The organism is Corynebacterium sp. TAE3-ERU12, assembly GCF_019209905.1.
In the GTDB taxonomy this organism is placed as follows: Bacteria; Actinomycetota; Actinomycetes; order Mycobacteriales; family Mycobacteriaceae; genus Corynebacterium.
Genome location: NZ_JAHUTM010000001.1, coordinates 1,037,090 through 1,052,768, shown reverse-complemented (window position 1 = coordinate 1,052,768; position 15,679 = coordinate 1,037,090). Strand labels below are relative to the sequence as shown.

Here is a 15,679-nt window from a genome sequence, read left to right as displayed (position 1 = left end):
GGAATTTATCGCTTACTCAAACCATTGTGTCACAACACCCCCGAGACCAAAGCAACCTCTCGGTACGATTGTGGCCGTGAACTCTTCTACGCTTCCCCCCTCCACCCCTGAACCTGCTCGGACGTGGGTTCCCGACCTTCTCGGTGAAGGTTTCAGAAATACGTCTGTGCATCTTGGCACTGACCCCGATGGTGAGACCGACCCCATCGCCACCGTGGTCCGCTACTGCCCAGATCCGGACGATGAGTCCTTCGCGCACCGACCGGCTGTGCTGTGGATTCACGGCATGAGTGACTATTTCTTCCATCCCCACGTTGCCCGCTGGCTGCATGACAATGGCTATGCCTGCTACGCCATTGATTTGCGCAAGTGTGGGCGTTCGTTTTGCCCCGGCCAGTCCCGCCACCACATCACTGACCTGAAGCTGTACGACGAGGAGCTCAACGCCGCGCTCGATATCATCACCGAACAGGGCCATCCCAGGATCGCGCCGATGGGCCACTCCACCGGTGGTCTTATCGAGGCACTGTGGCTGGACCGATTACGCACCTGCGACCCGCAGCGTTATGCCCGGATTAGCTGCGCAGTTTTCAATAGCCCCTGGTTTGAGCTGCCTTTAAAGGGCTTAAAGCTGCGTGGCACCAAGGCCGTTGTGGCCTTGATGGCGAAACTTCGCCCCAATGCCGATGTGCCTGATGAGGGCTTGGCCGCCTATGGCAAGAGCCTGCATATTTCCGAATACGGCGAGTGGGACTTCGATCTGGCGCATAAGCCACTTGCTGGTTTTTCCAAGAAGTTCTCCTGGCTTGACGCCATCCGACGTTCGCAAACTCAGCTGGCTAAGGGCATTGAAACCGGCGTGCCGAATCTGGTGATGCATTCCGACGCCTCGCGCTTAGAGGGCGAGTACTCCCCTGCCACGGATACCGCCGATGCTGTGCTTTATGTCGATCATATTGCCGACCGGGCTGCCAAAATTGGTTCCCAGACCACAATTGAGGCAATCCCGGGTGCCCGGCATGATGTGTTTTTGTCCAAGGAACATGCCCGCCAGCAGGCAATGGCCCGCACCTTGGAGTTCCTGCATACCCATATGCCGACCGACGTGGCCCCGGCTGAGTAGGCACACCCCTTCGTCATCGGGCACGATGGTCAACTACACGCAACAACAGTGAGGCAGTACATATGACCGCAACCGCAGACAAGCATTACGACGTCATCATCATCGGCTCGGGTTCGGGTAACTCCATTCCTTCCCCCGCCTACGACGATCTTTCTATCGCCCTAGTGGAGGAGGGTCGCTTCGGAGGCACTTGCCTGAATGTTGGCTGCATTCCGACGAAGATGTACGTCTTGGCTGCGGACGCGGCGCTTAACGCCCGTGAGGCCGGACGTCTCGGCGTTCATGCCAGCGTCGACAGTGTCGACTGGGATTCCATCCGGGAGCGTGTTTTCGCCAAGCGCATCGACCCCATTGCCGAGGGCGGCGAGGCCTACCGCCGAGGCACTGAGACACCCAATATTGATGTCTACGATCAGCACGCCCGGTTTGTCGGTGAGCGCACTATCGTCACCGGCCAGGGCGATACGCAGCGCACCATCTCCGCTGACCAGGTCATTATTGCTGCAGGTTCGCGCACGTCAGTTCCGCAGTTCGTGCTCGATTCTGGTGTGGACTACCGCACCAATGCGGATGTGATGCGCATGGACACGCTCCCCAAGGAGATGATCATTCTCGGTGCGGGCTATATCGCCTGCGAGTTCGCCCACGTCTTCTCCGCCTTGGGTGTCACCGTGCATGTCATCAACCGTTCCGGGCTGATGGTCCGGCATTGCGATGGCGACGTTGCGCAGCGTTTTACTGACGTCGTCACCAATAATTGGGATGTGCATCTCAATACCGTCATCGATGAGCTGAGTGCCGACGGTGATGATATCGTCGCCACCCTTTCCGACGGCACGACCGTGCGCGGCCAGGAATTGTTAGTCGCTACCGGCCGCACACCCAATGGGGACCTGATGGACCTCGATAAGGGCGGTGTGGAGATGACTGATGATGGCCGGGTCGCTGTTGACGCTTTCGGCCGTACCAGCGCTGATGGGGTGTGGGCTTTAGGTGACGTCAGCTCCGCGCATCAGCTCAAGCACGTCGCGAATTTCGAGGCGACCGCGGTGTTCCAGAACGTGCTGGCCTGCCGCGATGGTGGTGCTAATGCCGAGTCACGGCTGCGCACCCAGAGCAAGGGCGTGGTGCCTTCGGCTATTTTCTCCCACCCCCAGATCGGCCAGGTGGGCATGACGGAGGAACAAGCCACCGAGTGGGCGCAGGCCAATGGCAAGGAGATCACCGTCAAGGTGCAGGATTACTCCGATGTTGCCTATGGCTGGGCCCTAGAGGACACCCACGGGTTCTGCAAGCTCATCGCCGATAAGCACACCGGGCGTCTGCTCGGGGCTCATTTCATTGGCGAGCAGGCCGCGACTTTGGTGCAGCAGTGCGTACAGATGATTGCGTTCAATATTGACTGCCGCGAGGCAGCCTCCCAGCAGTACTGGATTCACCCGGCACTGCCGGAGCTGCTGGAAAACGCCCTGCTGGGCCTCGAGTTCGACGAGGCCTAGTGACACCTAGTTCTTGGCGGGGTCGATTTCGCCCTCGCTGGGCAGGGTGAGGATCTCGTAGCCGTCGTCGGTGACCAGGATGGTGTGTTCGAACTGGGCGGTCCATTTACCGTCGGTGTTCTGCACCGTCCAGGTGTCATCCCAGATCTTGTAGTCCAGGCTGCCGATATTGATCATCGGCTCCACGGTTAAGGTCATGCCCGGTTCCAGGATGGTGTCCTGGCTGGGGTCGTCATAGTGCAGCACCACGAGGCCGTTGTGGAAGGTTGTGCCCACACCGTGGCCGGTGAAATCGCGGACGACGTTATAGCCGAACCGTTTCGCGTAGGCCTCAATAACGCGACCAATGACGTTAATCTGCCGGCCCGGCTTGATGGCTTTAATTCCGCGCATGGTGGCGTTGTAGGTGCGCTCCACTAGCAGGCGGTGTTCTTCGGAGACATCGCCGGCGAAAAACGTGCGGTTGGTATCACCGTGGACCCCATCGCGGTAGCCGGTCACGTCAACATTGACGATATCGCCGTCTTCGATGACCTGAGTGCTGGGGATGCCGTGGCAGACGATCTCGTTGAGCGAGGTGCAGCAGGACTTCTCAAAGCCTCGGTACCCCAGCGTGGACGGGTAAGTTCCGTGGTCGAGCAGGTACTCGTGTACGACCTTGTCGACATCGTCGGTGGTATTACCCGGGATACATGCCTTACCGGCCTCAGCTAAGGCGTCAGCAGAGATTCGGGAGACCTCGCGCATGGCCTCAATATCCTCCGGCGACTGCACCAGCGGCTCGCCGACGCCTTCTTGAACCTCAGATTTCCAGGCGTACTCAGGCCGCACAATCGAGGCCGGCACAGTGCGAATCGGGGTGGGTTTTTGCGGGGTTAACATGGCACGCGACTTCATGGCGCTCATGGTACTCGGGTGCTTACCGACGCTGACGTCGATACCGACTCACCCCTGTACAGCCCTGCTATGCCGCTAGTTGGGTACGGGAAGAACCTCAGCCTCATCGACGCCGGCGAGGAACTGATCCGTAATCGCCACCGCATGTTCTGAACCGCCGCCGTGAATAATCAGCGTCGCAAAAGCGAGGTCACCACGGTAGCCAGCGAACCACGAATGCGACCCACCGTCGACTTCCGCCTCACCGGTTTTGCCGTAGACCTCTCCCCTGCCGGCAATGGCCACTGCAGTACCGGAGGTCACCACAGCGCGCATCATGCTGCGCAGCTCATCGAGGGTCTGCGGATTCAACGGCGTAGCCGAATTGTCCGCATAGGTGCCTTTGGCCGGCACGAGTGTGGGCATTGGGGTCTTGCCATGAGCGACGGTGGCGGCAACCAGGGCCATCCCGAAGGGGCTGGCCAGGTCCTTGCCCTGGCCATAGCCGGCGTCGGTACGCTCGGCGTCTTCCTCAGTATCCGACACTGAGCCGGTGATGGTGGTCAGACCAGCAACGGAATAGTCCACCCCAAGACCAAAAGCCTTGGCCTGCTGCTGCAACTGGCCGGGACGAAGCCCGTGCGAAATATTGCCGAAAGTGGTGTTACAGGAGCGGGCGAAAGCGTCGGAAAGCGACGTCATGCCCACGCCCATGCCGTTGTAGTTGGTGACAATACGGTTGCCGATCTCCATCGTGCCCGGACATGGCACAGTCGAACCCGGATTGAGATCATCGATCTCCATGCCCGCAGTGGCAGTAATGATCTTAAAAGTCGAGCCAGGCGGGAATTGTCCCGTCAGCGCCACATCACCCAACTCATCAGCCTTCTTCGTCTGGGCGACGGCCAACACCTCACCTGTCGACGGGCGGATCGCAACCAGCATGGCCTGGGCATCGGAACGAGTATCAACGGCGCGCTGGGCAGCATCCTGCACGGACTTGGCGATACTTGCGTGCACCGCCGGGCGAACCTCAGGATCTACCCGGTGCAACTCGGCAAGAGCAGCGCCCTCAGGACTGGACGCAACAACACGCCACCCATCATCACCGCGCGGCCCATCAGCAACCAGGTTTTCAATACGGCTCATCAACTCTGGGGCAAAAGCCGGATCGGGACGGATCATGGCGGCCTCGTCATTAACGCTCACCCCAGGCACACCCTTGAGCTGCTCGAGCACATTATCCGGGGTGCCCTGCGGCAAAACCGCAACCGAATACGCCCCCTTACCTGACTGCGCGGCGGAGCCGACCGCACGGGTATCGACCTTCGGCGCTGACTCATCCTCGGCCGGGAAACCATTATTGACCACCGTGGCGATCCGGTTCACCGTGCCCTGCACACTGTCGACCACATCTCGGTCCATCACCACCCGGTGCACCGTTCCCGGCTCCAACAACGCAGCCCCATCAGAACCAACAACATTGGTGCGCGGCGCTGGCACGGGACGCAATGCTAGGTGTTGATTCGCCCCAAGTTGCGGGTGCAAGGCCGACGGCGCCCACCGCAGTTTCCACCGCTCCCCGGTGCGGGAAAGATGCATGGTGGTCTCATACGACCAGGTGCGCTGCTCCGGCAGGAACCAGGTGAGGTGCACGGTGCCGGTGGACTGGGCCCCATTGGCGCTCAGCGACTCCACTTCGGCCTCAATGCGCTTAGGTTTGAGACCCTGCCAGGCCTCGCTGAGATCCTTCTCGGCGGTTTCCGGGCGGTCGGTGAGCTCGGCGGCATGAGGGATATCGGCTTCGGAAAGCGCCTCAAGGAACTTCGACAACACATCAGAGCCGGTATCCGGGCGTGGGGTGCAGGCGGTAATGGCTACCAGCAGCACAGTAGCCAGCAGTGCGGTGAGAAGGCGCAAATGACTGCTTTCCCGCTCACCGCAGCGGCCTGCACGCCCGTTAACTGTCATGGGTGGAAATCTAATCGGCGGCACAGCGTTTGCTTTGCTGCCACGCCGAACAGGGCCGCAGCACAGGCGTACTAGCCGAAAAGACGAATCGGATTGACCACGTCAGCGGTAATAACTAGCACACCAAAGACAAGCAATACTGCGGTGACCGCCATGGTCAGTGGCATCAGTTTGCGGTAATCGGCAGGACCTGCCGGGGCAAGACCTCGGGCGCGGCGCAGCAAATCCCGGATGCGTTCATATATGACCACCGCGATATGCCCGCCATCCAGTGGCGGCAGCGGGATGAGGTTGAAGAAGGCCAGGAAGAAGTTGAGGTTTGCCAGCAGCATCACAAATACCGACCACATGCTGCGCTCAACCAGGTCGCCTCCGGCACGGGAGGCGCCGACAACGCTCATTGGCGATTCGGGGTCACGCTCCCCGCCGAAGATCGAGGCAACGACTCCGGGGACTTTTTCGGGGATACTGATGAGCCCCTTGAATACCGCGTCGAACATGTCACCGGTGAACAAGATCGCACCAGGAATGGCACTGACCGGGCCGAACTGTTCAATCGCTTGGTCGGGAACGTCCCACTGCACGCCGACAGCGGGCACGGTGACTAAAGCACCAGCACTGGTGTAGCGCTGGGCCTTTTCCGGTACCACTGTGACCTCTAGGGTGTCTTGGCCGCGCAGCACCGTCAGATCGATGACGTTCGCCTCGGCGGCGCGGATGGCGTCGGTGGCATCGGCGAAAGTCTCCACTTCTGCGCCGTTGACTTCGGTGATGATGTCGCCGCTGCGCAGCCCGGCGGCTGCGGCCGGGCTGGTGCCGGTGCATTCGGGGAAGGTGCCGTCGGGGTTTTGGGTTGCCGGCACGCAGGGGGTGTCGTCGACGATGGGACGCAGGTCAATATCGCGGTCAGGCAGGCCCCAGGCGACGGCGACGATATAGATCAGGATGATTCCGATGATGACGTTCATCATGATGCCGCCGCAGAGCACGATAATGCGCTGCCACCAGGGACTGCGCCACATCGCGTAGGGCTCTTCTTCGGGCGAAATTGGGTCTTGGGCGGTCATGCCTGCGATATCGCAAAAACCACCCAGCGGGATTGCTTTGACCCCGTATTCGGTGATGTGCCCACCACCGCCGCTGTGCCGCCGCTTTGTTGACCAGATGGTGGGGCCAAAGCCAATGAAATAGCGGCGCACCCGCATGCCGAAGATGCGGGCAGCAGTCAGGTGCCCCCATTCGTGCAGGGCAATGGTGAGCGCGATGCCGACGGCGAAAAGCACAACTCCGAGAATGAAAGACACATCGGCAGTCTAACGAAGCCGGCGGCAATGCTCCGCGCACACCGGGCCAAGCAAATGGAGCGATAAGGGGTGATTGTGGGCAGAACCTACCCGGGTGGGGTTGCCCACTTGGGGGATTTCTCGGGCTATCCTGGACCCGATACTCATTTTTAGCTGAGAGTGTGCCAAAATACTCGTTAATAGGTACGTGGCAAACAGGAGGAACCCGTGTCCCAGTCCCACCAGAAGGAAGAGTTCTACAACGGCGTCAGCACCCTCGACGAGCCGTCGGCCAAGTGGGGCTGGCATGGCCTCAGCAAGGGCGCCAAGCAGAAGTTTGGTTGGGTGTCCGTTGTCTTCCTGTTCTTGATGTTGCACGGCAACCATCACGGCAATGTTGAGAATATTTGGCTCATCTCGCTCGGCGTCATCTTCATCATCGCCCTGCTGTGGCACGCCTTCACCCCGCGCGGCAGCCAGGTGCGCACCGTCACCGCACGCAATAAGCCCCTGGGCCACCAGGAGCCGGAATGGTGCCGTGACCAGGTCAATGGCACCGGCGTGTACGCCGAGCTGACTGATTCTCAGCAGCGTGCGTGGAACCGCGTAGCAAGCAACAACGACCCCAAGCACCACGAGCTGGCCTAAAACCCCAGCTTTCCCAAAAACCCACCCTCCCCCGCGGCGTTGAGCGCGGGCAAGGGTGGGTTCTTTTTATGCCCAGCGGTGCACTGGCACCACTGTGGCTAGTTCTCTTCAGCCGCCAGCTGGCCACAGGCCGCCGAGATTTCATCGCCCTTAGTGTCACGCACGGTGCAGGGCACACCTTGGGCGATCACGCGGCGCACAAACTCGTCCTGGCGTTCCTTCGGTGCTGCGTCCCACTCCGACCCTGGGGTCGGGTTCAGCGGGATGACGTTGACGTGCACTCGGGAACCAAGCGCCTTGTGCAGCTTCTTGCCGAGCATATCGGCACGCCAGCCCTGGTCATTCTTATCGCGGATAAGCGCGTACTCAATGGAGACCCGGCGCCCGGTGCGGTCGGCGTAGTACGCCGCGGCGTCGAGGACCTCTGCCACAGAGAAGCGATTATTGATCGGCACCAGCGTGTCGCGCAGTTCATCGTCGGGAGTGTGTAGCGACACCGCCAGTGTCACCGACAGTCCCTCGTCGGCAAGCCTGCGGATCGCTGGGGCCAGGCCAACGGTAGAGACCACAACATTGCGCTGCGAGATACCGAACCCGTTGGGTACCGGCTCGGTAATGCGGCGCACCGCAGCAACAACGCGCTTATAGTTCGCCAGCGGTTCACCCATGCCCATAAACACAACATTGGTAAGGCGGCCGGGGCCACCAGGCAGGGCGCCATCGCGCATTGCTGCCGACGCGTCGCGGACCTGATCCACAATCTCGGCGGTGGACAGATTGCGCTGTAGGCCGCCCTGGCCGGTGGCGCAGAATGGGCACGCCATGCCACAACCTGCCTGCGAGGAAATGCACAAGGTAGCGCGGTCGGAATAGCGCATCAGCACTGATTCCAGTAAGGTGCCGTCCTCAGCGCGCCACAGGGTTTTGCGGGTGTCGCCATTATCGGTGGCGACATTGCGTACCGGCGTCATCAACGGCGGGAAAAGCGCGTCTTTGATTTCTGCGCGCTTTGCTTCAGGCAGGTCCGTCATAGTTAGCGGATCTGCTTCTAGGCGCCCGTAGTAGTGGCGGGCGATCTGGTCGGCTCGGAATGCGGGTAGGCCTAGGCCTTGCACGGCCTCTTTACGCCCTGCGGCGTCGAGGTCGGCAAGGTGCTTGTCTGGCATACCTCGTCGGGGGGCTGTGAAAACGAGGGGCAAAGTCTTGCTCATGGTGGTTTAAGCATGTCATGTCTACCTGCACCTAAGCGAACCGACAGGGAGTGAGCCAGCGGCACAAATAATGACTCTTATTCCACATTGCGCACCGATCCTGTTGAATAGGGATCATGACTGAACGACACGACGAGACCCGCGCGTACGAGGCCCCTGACGCCGCCGCTGACCCGGCAGCACGCACCACCCCGGCCCCGGCCCAGGACAACCAGGCTGTAGAGCACTCCACCCAGGTGGATAACACCACTCATTCGGCGCCGAAGAAGAAGGTCAAGCGCTCCCTGGCAGGCAGCACCTGGACCGCGCTGATCGTCGGCGCCCTGCTGCTGATTGTGCTGTTGGCATTTATCATGCAGAACGTCGACCAGGTCACCCTGCACTTCTTCATGTGGGATTTTGAGTTCCCGCTCGGTGTGGGCATGCTGCTTGCCGCGATTATCGGCGCACTGCTTATGGCGATTGTCGGCGGCTTGCGGATGGCGCAGCTGCGCCGCCAGATCCGCAAAAGCTAAGCCATAGCCCGACCCACCCGGGCATAAACACCAACGGGCGCCTGGCGGTTATCCGCCGGGCGCCCGTTGGTGTTGTCGGTAGTGCTAGCTGACTGAGGACAGTAGGCACCAGGTGATGGCTGCGGCTGGCAACATGCCGTCGAGCCGGTCCATCAGCCCGCCGTGGCCGGGGATGAGCTTCGACATGTCCTTAATGCCAAGGTCCCGTTTGAACTGGGATTCCACCAGGTCGCCCAGTGTTGCTGAGACAACCAGCCCCACACCGAGGGCGATGCCGAACCACCAGGCCTGGTGCAGCAACACCGTGGCGGTAAAAAGGGAGACCACAATGCCAAAGAGCATGGAGCCGGCGAAGCCTTCCCAGGACTTCTTCGGGCTAATTGCTTTGGCCATAGGGTGTTTGCCGAAAAATACGCCCAGGACGTAGCCACCCACATCGCTGGCGACCACACCGATCATGAAGCTGAAGATGAACCACCGGTGGTCAATATCGTTGACTGGTTCGAGGGTGGACAGCATCGCGCCGAAGCCCATGCACACCGGGATCCACAAGGTGACGAACACGGCGGCTGAGGAGTCGCGTAACCAGTTCCGTGGCGGTCGGTCGATGCCGTTGAAGAACAGGCGCTGCACGACCGCACACATCACGGTGAGGATGAGTGCGACCAGCATGCCTCGGGTGGCCCAGGGCAGGGTGGACCACACGATGGCTTGGCCGCCGATGAGCAGCACAGTGCGCGGGACATGCCAGTCGGATTGACGCAGCCGGGTGGTGACTTCCCAGGTAGCTAGCAGGGTGGCCACCGATAGCAGTGGGTACCACAGGGTGGGGCCGCCGAGGATAGCGACGATGACTAAGGCACCCAGTGCGACGCCGACGGCAACTGCGACGGGCAGATTACGCCCGGCGGCATTGCGCGGTTTAGGTAGGCGCAGTTCGTCGCGTAATCGTTCGCGACCTGGCATGGACACGTGCTACTCGCCTTTCACATCACTGGGTTTGGTGGTGGGCGCCACCTAGACCTCCATCAACTCGTTTTCCTTGCGCTCCACATGGTCATCAACCTTGGACACGTAGGTCTTGGTGATGTTGTCGAGTTCTTTCTCAGCAGCCTGGACTTCGTCCTCGCCGGCGTCGCCGTCCTTCTGGATCTTCTTCAGGGTTTCCATGCCCTTGCGGCGCACGTTCCTAATCGCGATCTTGGCGTCTTCGCCTTTGGACTTGGCGACGCGCACCATTTCGCGGCGGCGTTCTTCGGTCAGCTGCGGCACGGTGACCCGCAGGACCTGGCCGTCGTTGGTGGGGTTAACCCCAAGATCGGAATTGCGGATGGCGTTTTCAATATCGTCCATCAGCGACTGCTCATACGGCTTGATGAGCAGCATCCGCGGCTCCGGCACGGAGATAGTCGCCATCTGGGTAATGGGCGTCGGCACGCCGTAGTACTCGGCCATGACGTTGTTGAACATGCCTGGGTTGGCGCGGCCGGTTCGGATGGTGGTGAGCTCTTCGCGGCAGTGCTCCACGGAGTTGCCCATCTTTTCTTCGGCATCCAGCAGGGTTTCGTCGATCATGTCGCCTCTTTTAGTTGATTGTTATCGTCCCCGGTTACCCGGGTTACGGTGCATCTTTAGCGGCGGCACCGGCCGCACCGTCACTGTATTCGAATCTATCAGCTTGCCGACGCGGTGCTCAGGTCTTCCATGCCGCGCGCGGCGGAGAGTACACCCAGCCGCGCGGCGGGGATGAGCTAGGAGCTGACCAGAGTGCCGATCGGCTCGCCGGAGACCGCACGGGCAATATTGCCTTCGGTGAGCAGGTTGAACACAAGGATCGGCATGTCGTTGTCCATGCACAGCGAGAAGGCGGTGGCGTCGGCAACCTTCAGGCCCTGCTCGATGCAGGCGCGGTGCGAAATCTCGGTGAAGAGTTTGGCGTCGGGGTTGGTGCGCGGGTCATCGTCGTACACACCGTCGACGGCCTTGGCCATCAGCAGCACCTCGCACCCAATTTCCAGGGCGCGCTGGGCTGCGGTGGTGTCGGTGGAGAAGAACGGCATGCCCATACCGGCGCCGAAGATGACTACCCGGCCCTTTTCCAGGTGGCGCTTTGCGCGCAATGGGAGGTAGGGCTCGGCGACCTGGGTCATTTCGATGGCGGTTTGGACGCGGCAGTCAATGCCTTCGCGTTCGAGGAAGTCTTGCAGGGCCAGGCAATTCATCACGGTACCGAGCATGCCCATATAGTCCGAGCGCGCCCGGTCCATACCGCGCTGCGAGAGTTGGGCGCCGCGGAAAAAGTTTCCGCCGCCGATCACGACCGCGACCTCGGTGCCGCTGCGGGCGATCTCGGCGATCTGGCGGGCAACGTTGACAACCACATCAGGGTCGACGCCGACTGCGCCGCCACCGAACATTTCACCGCCCAGCTTTAACATGACCCGCTTGAAGCCTTGTCGCTTTTCGGTTTGCTCGGTGGTCAAGGTTGCCTCCTCGTATGTGGCGCGACTGTCATGTCGCTGTCAGTGCCCGCAGTGCGGGTGTTGGCCGGGTTCCAACATACCGGCTTGGTTGGCTCTGTCGGCAGTTCGCAGGTGAGAGGTTTCGGTCACGCCAAAAGGCCCGCCTTTCCCGGTTGCCGGGAGGGGCGGGCCTTTATGGGTGCCTAGCTTGGGTAGGCGGCGAGCTTAGTGCTGGCCGACCTCGAAGCGGGCGAAGCCGGTCAGGGTGACGCCAGCTTCATCCATGAGCTGCTTGACGGTCTTCTTGGAGTCAGCAACGGAGGGCTGCTCCAGCAGGACGGTGTCCTTGTAGAAGCCATTCAGGCGGCCTTCGATGATCTTCGGCAGGGCCTTTTCGGGCTTGCCTTCTTCGCGGGAGATCTTCTCGAACACGGCGCGCTCGGACTCGACGCGCTCGGCCGGCACATCCTCACGGGAGAGGTAGCTAGCCTTCAGGGCCGCAACCTGCATAGCGGCGGTGTGGGCGGCCTGCTCGGCCTGCTCACCTTCACCGGTGTAGGCAACCAGCACGCCGACGCCGGCGGGCAGGTCGGCGGCACGGTGGTGCAGGTACTTGGCAACGTTGTCGCCCTCGAGGGTGACAGCGCGACGCAGTTCCAGCTTCTCACCGATCTTGGCGGACAGCGCCTGGGTGGCCTCGCCGGCCGGGGTGCCGTCGACCTCGACTGCTGCGAGCTCTTCAGCGGAGTTGGCCTTGGCGGCAGCGGCGGCCTCGGCGACCTTATTGGCGAAGTCGATGAACTCCTGGTTCTTCGCGACGAAGTCGGTCTCGGAGTTCACCTCGATCATGGTGTGGCCGGAGACAGCAACGAGGCCCTCGGCGGCGGTGCGCTCAGCGCGCTTGCCGACGTCCTTGGCGCCCTTGATGCGCAGGATTTCGACGGCCTTGTCGAAGTCGCCGTCGGTCTCGACGAGAGCATCCTTGCATGCCTTCATGCCGGAGCCGGTCAGCTCACGGAGCTTCTTGACGTCCGCAGCGGTGAAATTCGCCATATGTGGCGACCCTCCTAGTTAGTGGTTTTCGAACTGGTGGCGGTGGCGCAGATTACTCTGCGGCCGGTGCCTGTGCCTTGTCCTCGGCCGCCGGGGCAGCTTCGGTCTTCTCGGCCGGCTCAGCCTTGGCCTCAGCCTCGGCGGGCTTGTCGGCCGGAGCGGACTCGGCGCCCTTATTGGCGTCGCCGGCGGCCTCGCGGCTGGCGGCTGCTTCGCGCTCGGCCTTGACCTTGCGGCCCTCTTCCACAGCGGAGGAGATGATGCGGGTCAGTACGGTGGCGGAGCGGATGGCGTCGTCGTTGCCCGGGATCGGGTAGTTGACGTCGTCCGGGTCGCAGTTGGTGTCAAGGATGGCGACGACGGGGATGTCGAGCTTCTTGGCCTCGGAGACAGCGATGTGCTCCTTGTTGGTGTCGACGATCCACAGCGCAGAGGGCACCTTGGACATATCGCGGATGCCGCCCAGGGTGCGCTCCAGCTTGGTGCGCTCGCGGGTGAGCATCAGGATTTCCTTCTTGGTGCGACCCTGGTAGCCATTCTCGGCGGCTTCCATAGCCTGAAGTTCCTTCAGGCGGTTCAGACGCTTGGCGACGGTCTGGAAGTTGGTCAGCATGCCGCCGAGCCAGCGGTGGTTGACGTAGGGCATGCCCACGCGCTCCGCCTCGGTCTGGACAGCTTCCTGAGCCTGCTTCTTGGTGCCAACGAACAGGATGTTGCCGCCGTGGGCGACGGTCTCCTTAACGAACTCGTAGGCCTCGTCGATGTAGGTCAGCGTCTGCTGCAGGTCAATGATGTAGATGCCGTTGCGGTCGGTGAAGATGAAACGCTTCATCTTCGGGTTCCAGCGACGGGTCTGGTGGCCGAAGTGGACACCAGCGTCGAGGAGCTCTCGCATAGAGACAACTGCCATAACTTGTCAGGGAAGTCCTCTCGCTTAACTAGGTTTTGCCTAGGTGCGGCTGCTTCCCTTCCTCGCTTTCTGTAGGTACTCGGTTGGTCATGTGTGCAGGTTCTCCCTGCACCCTGGCGCCTGCCGTGGACGTAGACTTGACCCCAGTTACAGGGCCACCGTGTCTACACCCGAAGCGATGGCAAGCGCGCGATGTCAGCTGTCCACCTGGCGGCGGACATGCTGCGAACGAGAGTTTAACGCCTGCGCCGGTCATACGCCATTTTTGCCCCCTCCCGGCGATTCGTTGTCCACACCTTCCTGCTGTGTACACATTGAACCCGCAGCCTTAGGCCCGCGCACCGGTACGGCTTCGCCGGTGCTGCTGGGATGGTGACTATGCGCCTAACAACCCGACGTCGTCGCTGTATCACCTGGTGTGTGGCACTGGCCCTGACTGTTGCGGTCTCCACTCCCCTACAGGTCAGCCACTGCTTTTGGGCTGCCGCCGAGGTGTCGGTGGCCTCTGCGGCCCCGGATGGAACTGTGCACCTGCGGCCGGTGCCTGGCGCTGTTATCCGTGCTTTTGATCCACCAGAGAAGGATTGGTTACCGGGTCACCGTGGTGTGGATTTAGCAGCACCGGTGGGCGCGGCGGTGCGCGCTTCTGGTGATGCAGTGGTGCTCTATGCCGGTGATGTCGCTCACGTGCCGACGATTTCGCTCCAGCACCCAATGGGCTTGCGCACCACGTATCAGGCTGTTGCGCCGGTTGTGAGCCGCGGTGATGAGGTGCGTGCCGGAATGGTCATCGGCCACGTTATTGCCGGCCGCGATCCTGGGCTGCAGTGGGGCGCGAAGATCGGTGAGCGCTATATCAACCCACTCGACCTGCTTGGCCTGCGCCCAATAGTGCTCAAGCCCACCGGTGGTGGTTAAGACCGGGGGTGGGCGCGTTTATGGGCTTCGCGCAGCCTGTCTACTGAAACATGGGTGTAGAGCTGCGTGGTGCCAAGAGAGCTGTGGCCGAGCAGTTCTTGGACAATCCGCAGGTCCGCGCCGCCTTCGACCATATGCGTGGCGGCTGAGTGGCGTAGCCCGTGGGGAGAAAGGTCAACGCCGGTACACGCGGTGATGCGGTGCACAATGCGTCGCGCCTGACGTGGGTCGAGCCGCTTGCCGCGCCGACCAAGGAAGAGCGCTTCCCCGGATTCTGCGGTGGCCCATTGTGGGCGTTGTTCCAGCCAGGCTGACAGCGCAATGGCTGCTGGTTCACCAAAGGGGGTGGTGCGTTGTTTATCGCCCTTGCCGGTGACAATCAGGGTGCGCCGGTCGAGGTCGATATCGCCGATATTCAAGCCGCAGAGCTCACTGACGCGGATGGCTGTGGAGTAGAGCACTTCGCCAAGTGCGGCGTCGCGGGCATCTTCGGGGTTGGGGGTGTTGCTGGTGTCGATAATGCTGCCTAGGGCCTGGCGAACCTGGTCGGTGGTGAGTACTTCTGGCAGGTGCCGGTGGGTGCTTGGGGAGGACAGTCGCACTGAGGGGTCTGTGTCCAGGATGTTGTGTTCTGTTGCCCAGGCGCAGAATTGCCGGATGGCGGTTGTGGCGCGAGCAAGTGAACTCCGTGCTGCCCCGGCGCTATGGCGACGAGCTAGGTCATTACGGATATGCCTCAGGGTAAGCGTGTCGACGGTGGCGAGACCGGCAAGAACAGGGATGAGATCTGCCCGGTAGGCGGCGACTGTGCGCGCAGATAGCCCTCGGGTGTAGTGGAGGTAATCGAGGAAGTCGTCGAGGACTTCTTCGGCGGCTGGTGTGAGACCGCTATCGGTGTCAGGCTGCGCCATTGGTGCCCTCCGCTGCTACCTGTGGGGAAAAATACGGAGGGCGGCGGCGCCAACTCCGAAGAGTTTGTGGCGCCGCCGCCCTTGCCTCACCCATGATGCAAGACCATACCCCGCAGGGGAAGTGAGAGCGGCGCCAGCCCGCGCCTTGTGCCTCACTCTTAGGCTTGCCTGGCCTATTTTACATACCGAGTTTTAGTAAGCAAGCCCTCATTGCCGATAATTCTTCCCTGTGCCGATTTCTGTGTAAAACACAGCTTCATTCCCGTCCACCGAACCGTCGTGAACTGCACGGATGAGAA

At 61.5% G+C, this 15,679-nt stretch carries 15 protein-coding genes; 5 read left to right on the top strand and 10 right to left on the bottom strand.

Annotated elements, in window-relative coordinates:
* Positions 1-166: 166 nt before the first annotated feature.
* Positions 167-1,123, top strand: a complete 957-nt coding sequence (locus KRX51_RS04800; RefSeq protein ID WP_370625022.1) for an alpha/beta hydrolase — start codon at positions 167-169, stop codon at positions 1,121-1,123.
* 62 nt (positions 1,124-1,185) lie between these two features.
* Positions 1,186-2,622 (top strand): mycothione reductase, encoded by a 1,437-nt coding sequence (gene mtr, locus KRX51_RS04795; protein ID WP_218361819.1) that lies wholly within the window; start codon positions 1,186-1,188, stop codon positions 2,620-2,622.
* A gap of 6 nt (positions 2,623-2,628) precedes the next feature.
* Here mtr and map read toward each other — a convergent pair whose 3' ends face one another.
* The 3 genes from map to KRX51_RS04780 form a co-directional block, all read right to left on the bottom strand.
* Positions 2,629-3,519, bottom strand: coding sequence for a type I methionyl aminopeptidase (gene map, locus KRX51_RS04790; RefSeq protein ID WP_218361817.1), 891 nt, complete (start codon positions 3,517-3,519; stop codon positions 2,629-2,631).
* A 75-nt stretch (positions 3,520-3,594) separates the two neighbouring features.
* On the bottom strand, positions 3,595-5,469 hold the full coding sequence (locus tag KRX51_RS04785) for a penicillin-binding transpeptidase domain-containing protein (RefSeq protein WP_218361816.1): 1,875 nt from the start codon (positions 5,467-5,469) through the stop codon (positions 3,595-3,597).
* A 71-nt stretch (positions 5,470-5,540) separates the two neighbouring features.
* Positions 5,541-6,773, bottom strand: a complete 1,233-nt coding sequence (locus KRX51_RS04780; RefSeq protein WP_218361815.1) for a M50 family metallopeptidase — start codon at positions 6,771-6,773, stop codon at positions 5,541-5,543.
* Positions 6,774-6,980: 207 nt separating this feature from the next.
* Here KRX51_RS04780 and KRX51_RS04775 point away from each other — a divergent pair, with 207 nt between their 5' ends.
* Entirely contained in the window at positions 6,981-7,400 is a 420-nt protein-coding gene (locus KRX51_RS04775; protein ID WP_218361814.1) for a DUF2631 domain-containing protein, read from the top strand.
* Between the two features lie 98 nt (positions 7,401-7,498).
* Here the strand turns inward: KRX51_RS04775 and rlmN are convergent, their stop codons facing one another.
* Positions 7,499-8,611, bottom strand: a complete 1,113-nt coding sequence (rlmN, locus tag KRX51_RS04770) for a 23S rRNA (adenine(2503)-C(2))-methyltransferase RlmN (RefSeq protein WP_218361813.1) — start codon at positions 8,609-8,611, stop codon at positions 7,499-7,501.
* 116 nt (positions 8,612-8,727) lie between these two features.
* Here rlmN and KRX51_RS04765 point away from each other — a divergent pair, with 116 nt between their 5' ends.
* Positions 8,728-9,126, top strand: coding sequence for a lipopolysaccharide assembly LapA domain-containing protein (locus KRX51_RS04765; protein ID WP_218361812.1), 399 nt, complete (start codon positions 8,728-8,730; stop codon positions 9,124-9,126).
* An 84-nt stretch (positions 9,127-9,210) separates the two neighbouring features.
* On the opposite strand, the gene KRX51_RS04760 is transcribed toward KRX51_RS04765, so the two are convergent.
* The 5 genes from KRX51_RS04760 to rpsB form a co-directional block, all read right to left on the bottom strand.
* Positions 9,211-10,092, bottom strand: a complete 882-nt coding sequence (locus KRX51_RS04760) for a phosphatidate cytidylyltransferase (RefSeq protein WP_218362275.1) — start codon at positions 10,090-10,092, stop codon at positions 9,211-9,213.
* Between the two features lie 51 nt (positions 10,093-10,143).
* The gene (gene frr, locus KRX51_RS04755) at positions 10,144-10,701 is read right to left on the bottom strand and encodes a ribosome recycling factor (RefSeq protein WP_218361811.1); all 558 of its coding nucleotides are present in this window, start codon (positions 10,699-10,701) and stop codon (positions 10,144-10,146) included.
* A 176-nt stretch (positions 10,702-10,877) separates the two neighbouring features.
* A complete protein-coding gene (gene pyrH, locus KRX51_RS04750) occupies positions 10,878-11,564 on the bottom strand; it encodes a UMP kinase (protein ID WP_370625050.1) in 687 nt (228 codons plus the stop codon).
* 249 nt (positions 11,565-11,813) lie between these two features.
* Positions 11,814-12,641 carry a translation elongation factor Ts gene (gene tsf, locus KRX51_RS04745; RefSeq protein ID WP_218361809.1) on the bottom strand — a complete coding sequence of 276 codons (828 nt, stop codon included), beginning with the start codon at positions 12,639-12,641 and terminating at the stop codon, positions 11,814-11,816.
* Positions 12,642-12,693: 52 nt separating this feature from the next.
* Positions 12,694-13,551, bottom strand: a complete 858-nt coding sequence (gene rpsB / locus KRX51_RS04740) for a 30S ribosomal protein S2 (protein ID WP_218361808.1) — start codon at positions 13,549-13,551, stop codon at positions 12,694-12,696.
* Positions 13,552-13,929: 378 nt separating this feature from the next.
* On the opposite strand from rpsB, the gene KRX51_RS04735 reads away from it, so the two are divergent.
* On the top strand, positions 13,930-14,469 hold the full coding sequence (locus tag KRX51_RS04735; protein WP_218361807.1) for a M23 family metallopeptidase: 540 nt from the start codon (positions 13,930-13,932) through the stop codon (positions 14,467-14,469).
* Here KRX51_RS04735 and KRX51_RS04730 read toward each other — a convergent pair.
* Positions 14,466-15,380, bottom strand: coding sequence for a tyrosine recombinase XerC (locus tag KRX51_RS04730; RefSeq protein ID WP_218361806.1), 915 nt, complete (start codon positions 15,378-15,380; stop codon positions 14,466-14,468). The genes KRX51_RS04735 and KRX51_RS04730 overlap by 4 nt on opposite strands.
* Positions 15,381-15,679 lie beyond the last annotated feature (299 nt).

What these genes read in the sequence shown, in the direction of transcription:
- tsf (WP_218361809.1), bottom strand. Translation starts at nt 12,641, where the DNA reads ATGGCGAATTTCACCGCTGCGGACGTCAAGAAGCTCCGTGAGCTGACC.
- KRX51_RS04730 (WP_218361806.1), bottom strand. Translation starts at nt 15,380, where the DNA reads ATGGCGCAGCCTGACACCGATAGCGGTCTCACACCAGCCGCCGAAGAA.
- KRX51_RS04735 (WP_218361807.1), top strand. Translation starts at nt 13,930, where the DNA reads ATGCGCCTAACAACCCGACGTCGTCGCTGTATCACCTGGTGTGTGGCA.
- map (WP_218361817.1), bottom strand. Translation starts at nt 3,519, where the DNA reads ATGAAGTCGCGTGCCATGTTAACCCCGCAAAAACCCACCCCGATTCGC.
- rlmN (WP_218361813.1), bottom strand. Translation starts at nt 8,611, where the DNA reads ATGAGCAAGACTTTGCCCCTCGTTTTCACAGCCCCCCGACGAGGTATG.
- KRX51_RS04765 (WP_218361812.1), top strand. Translation starts at nt 8,728, where the DNA reads ATGACTGAACGACACGACGAGACCCGCGCGTACGAGGCCCCTGACGCC.
- mtr (WP_218361819.1), top strand. Translation starts at nt 1,186, where the DNA reads ATGACCGCAACCGCAGACAAGCATTACGACGTCATCATCATCGGCTCG.
- rpsB (WP_218361808.1), bottom strand. Translation starts at nt 13,551, where the DNA reads ATGGCAGTTGTCTCTATGCGAGAGCTCCTCGACGCTGGTGTCCACTTC.
- frr (WP_218361811.1), bottom strand. Translation starts at nt 10,701, where the DNA reads ATGATCGACGAAACCCTGCTGGATGCCGAAGAAAAGATGGGCAACTCC.
- KRX51_RS04760 (WP_218362275.1), bottom strand. Translation starts at nt 10,092, where the DNA reads ATGCCAGGTCGCGAACGATTACGCGACGAACTGCGCCTACCTAAACCG.
- pyrH (WP_370625050.1), bottom strand. Translation starts at nt 11,564, where the DNA reads ATGTTAAAGCTGGGCGGTGAAATGTTCGGTGGCGGCGCAGTCGGCGTC.
- KRX51_RS04785 (WP_218361816.1), bottom strand. Translation starts at nt 5,469, where the DNA reads ATGACAGTTAACGGGCGTGCAGGCCGCTGCGGTGAGCGGGAAAGCAGT.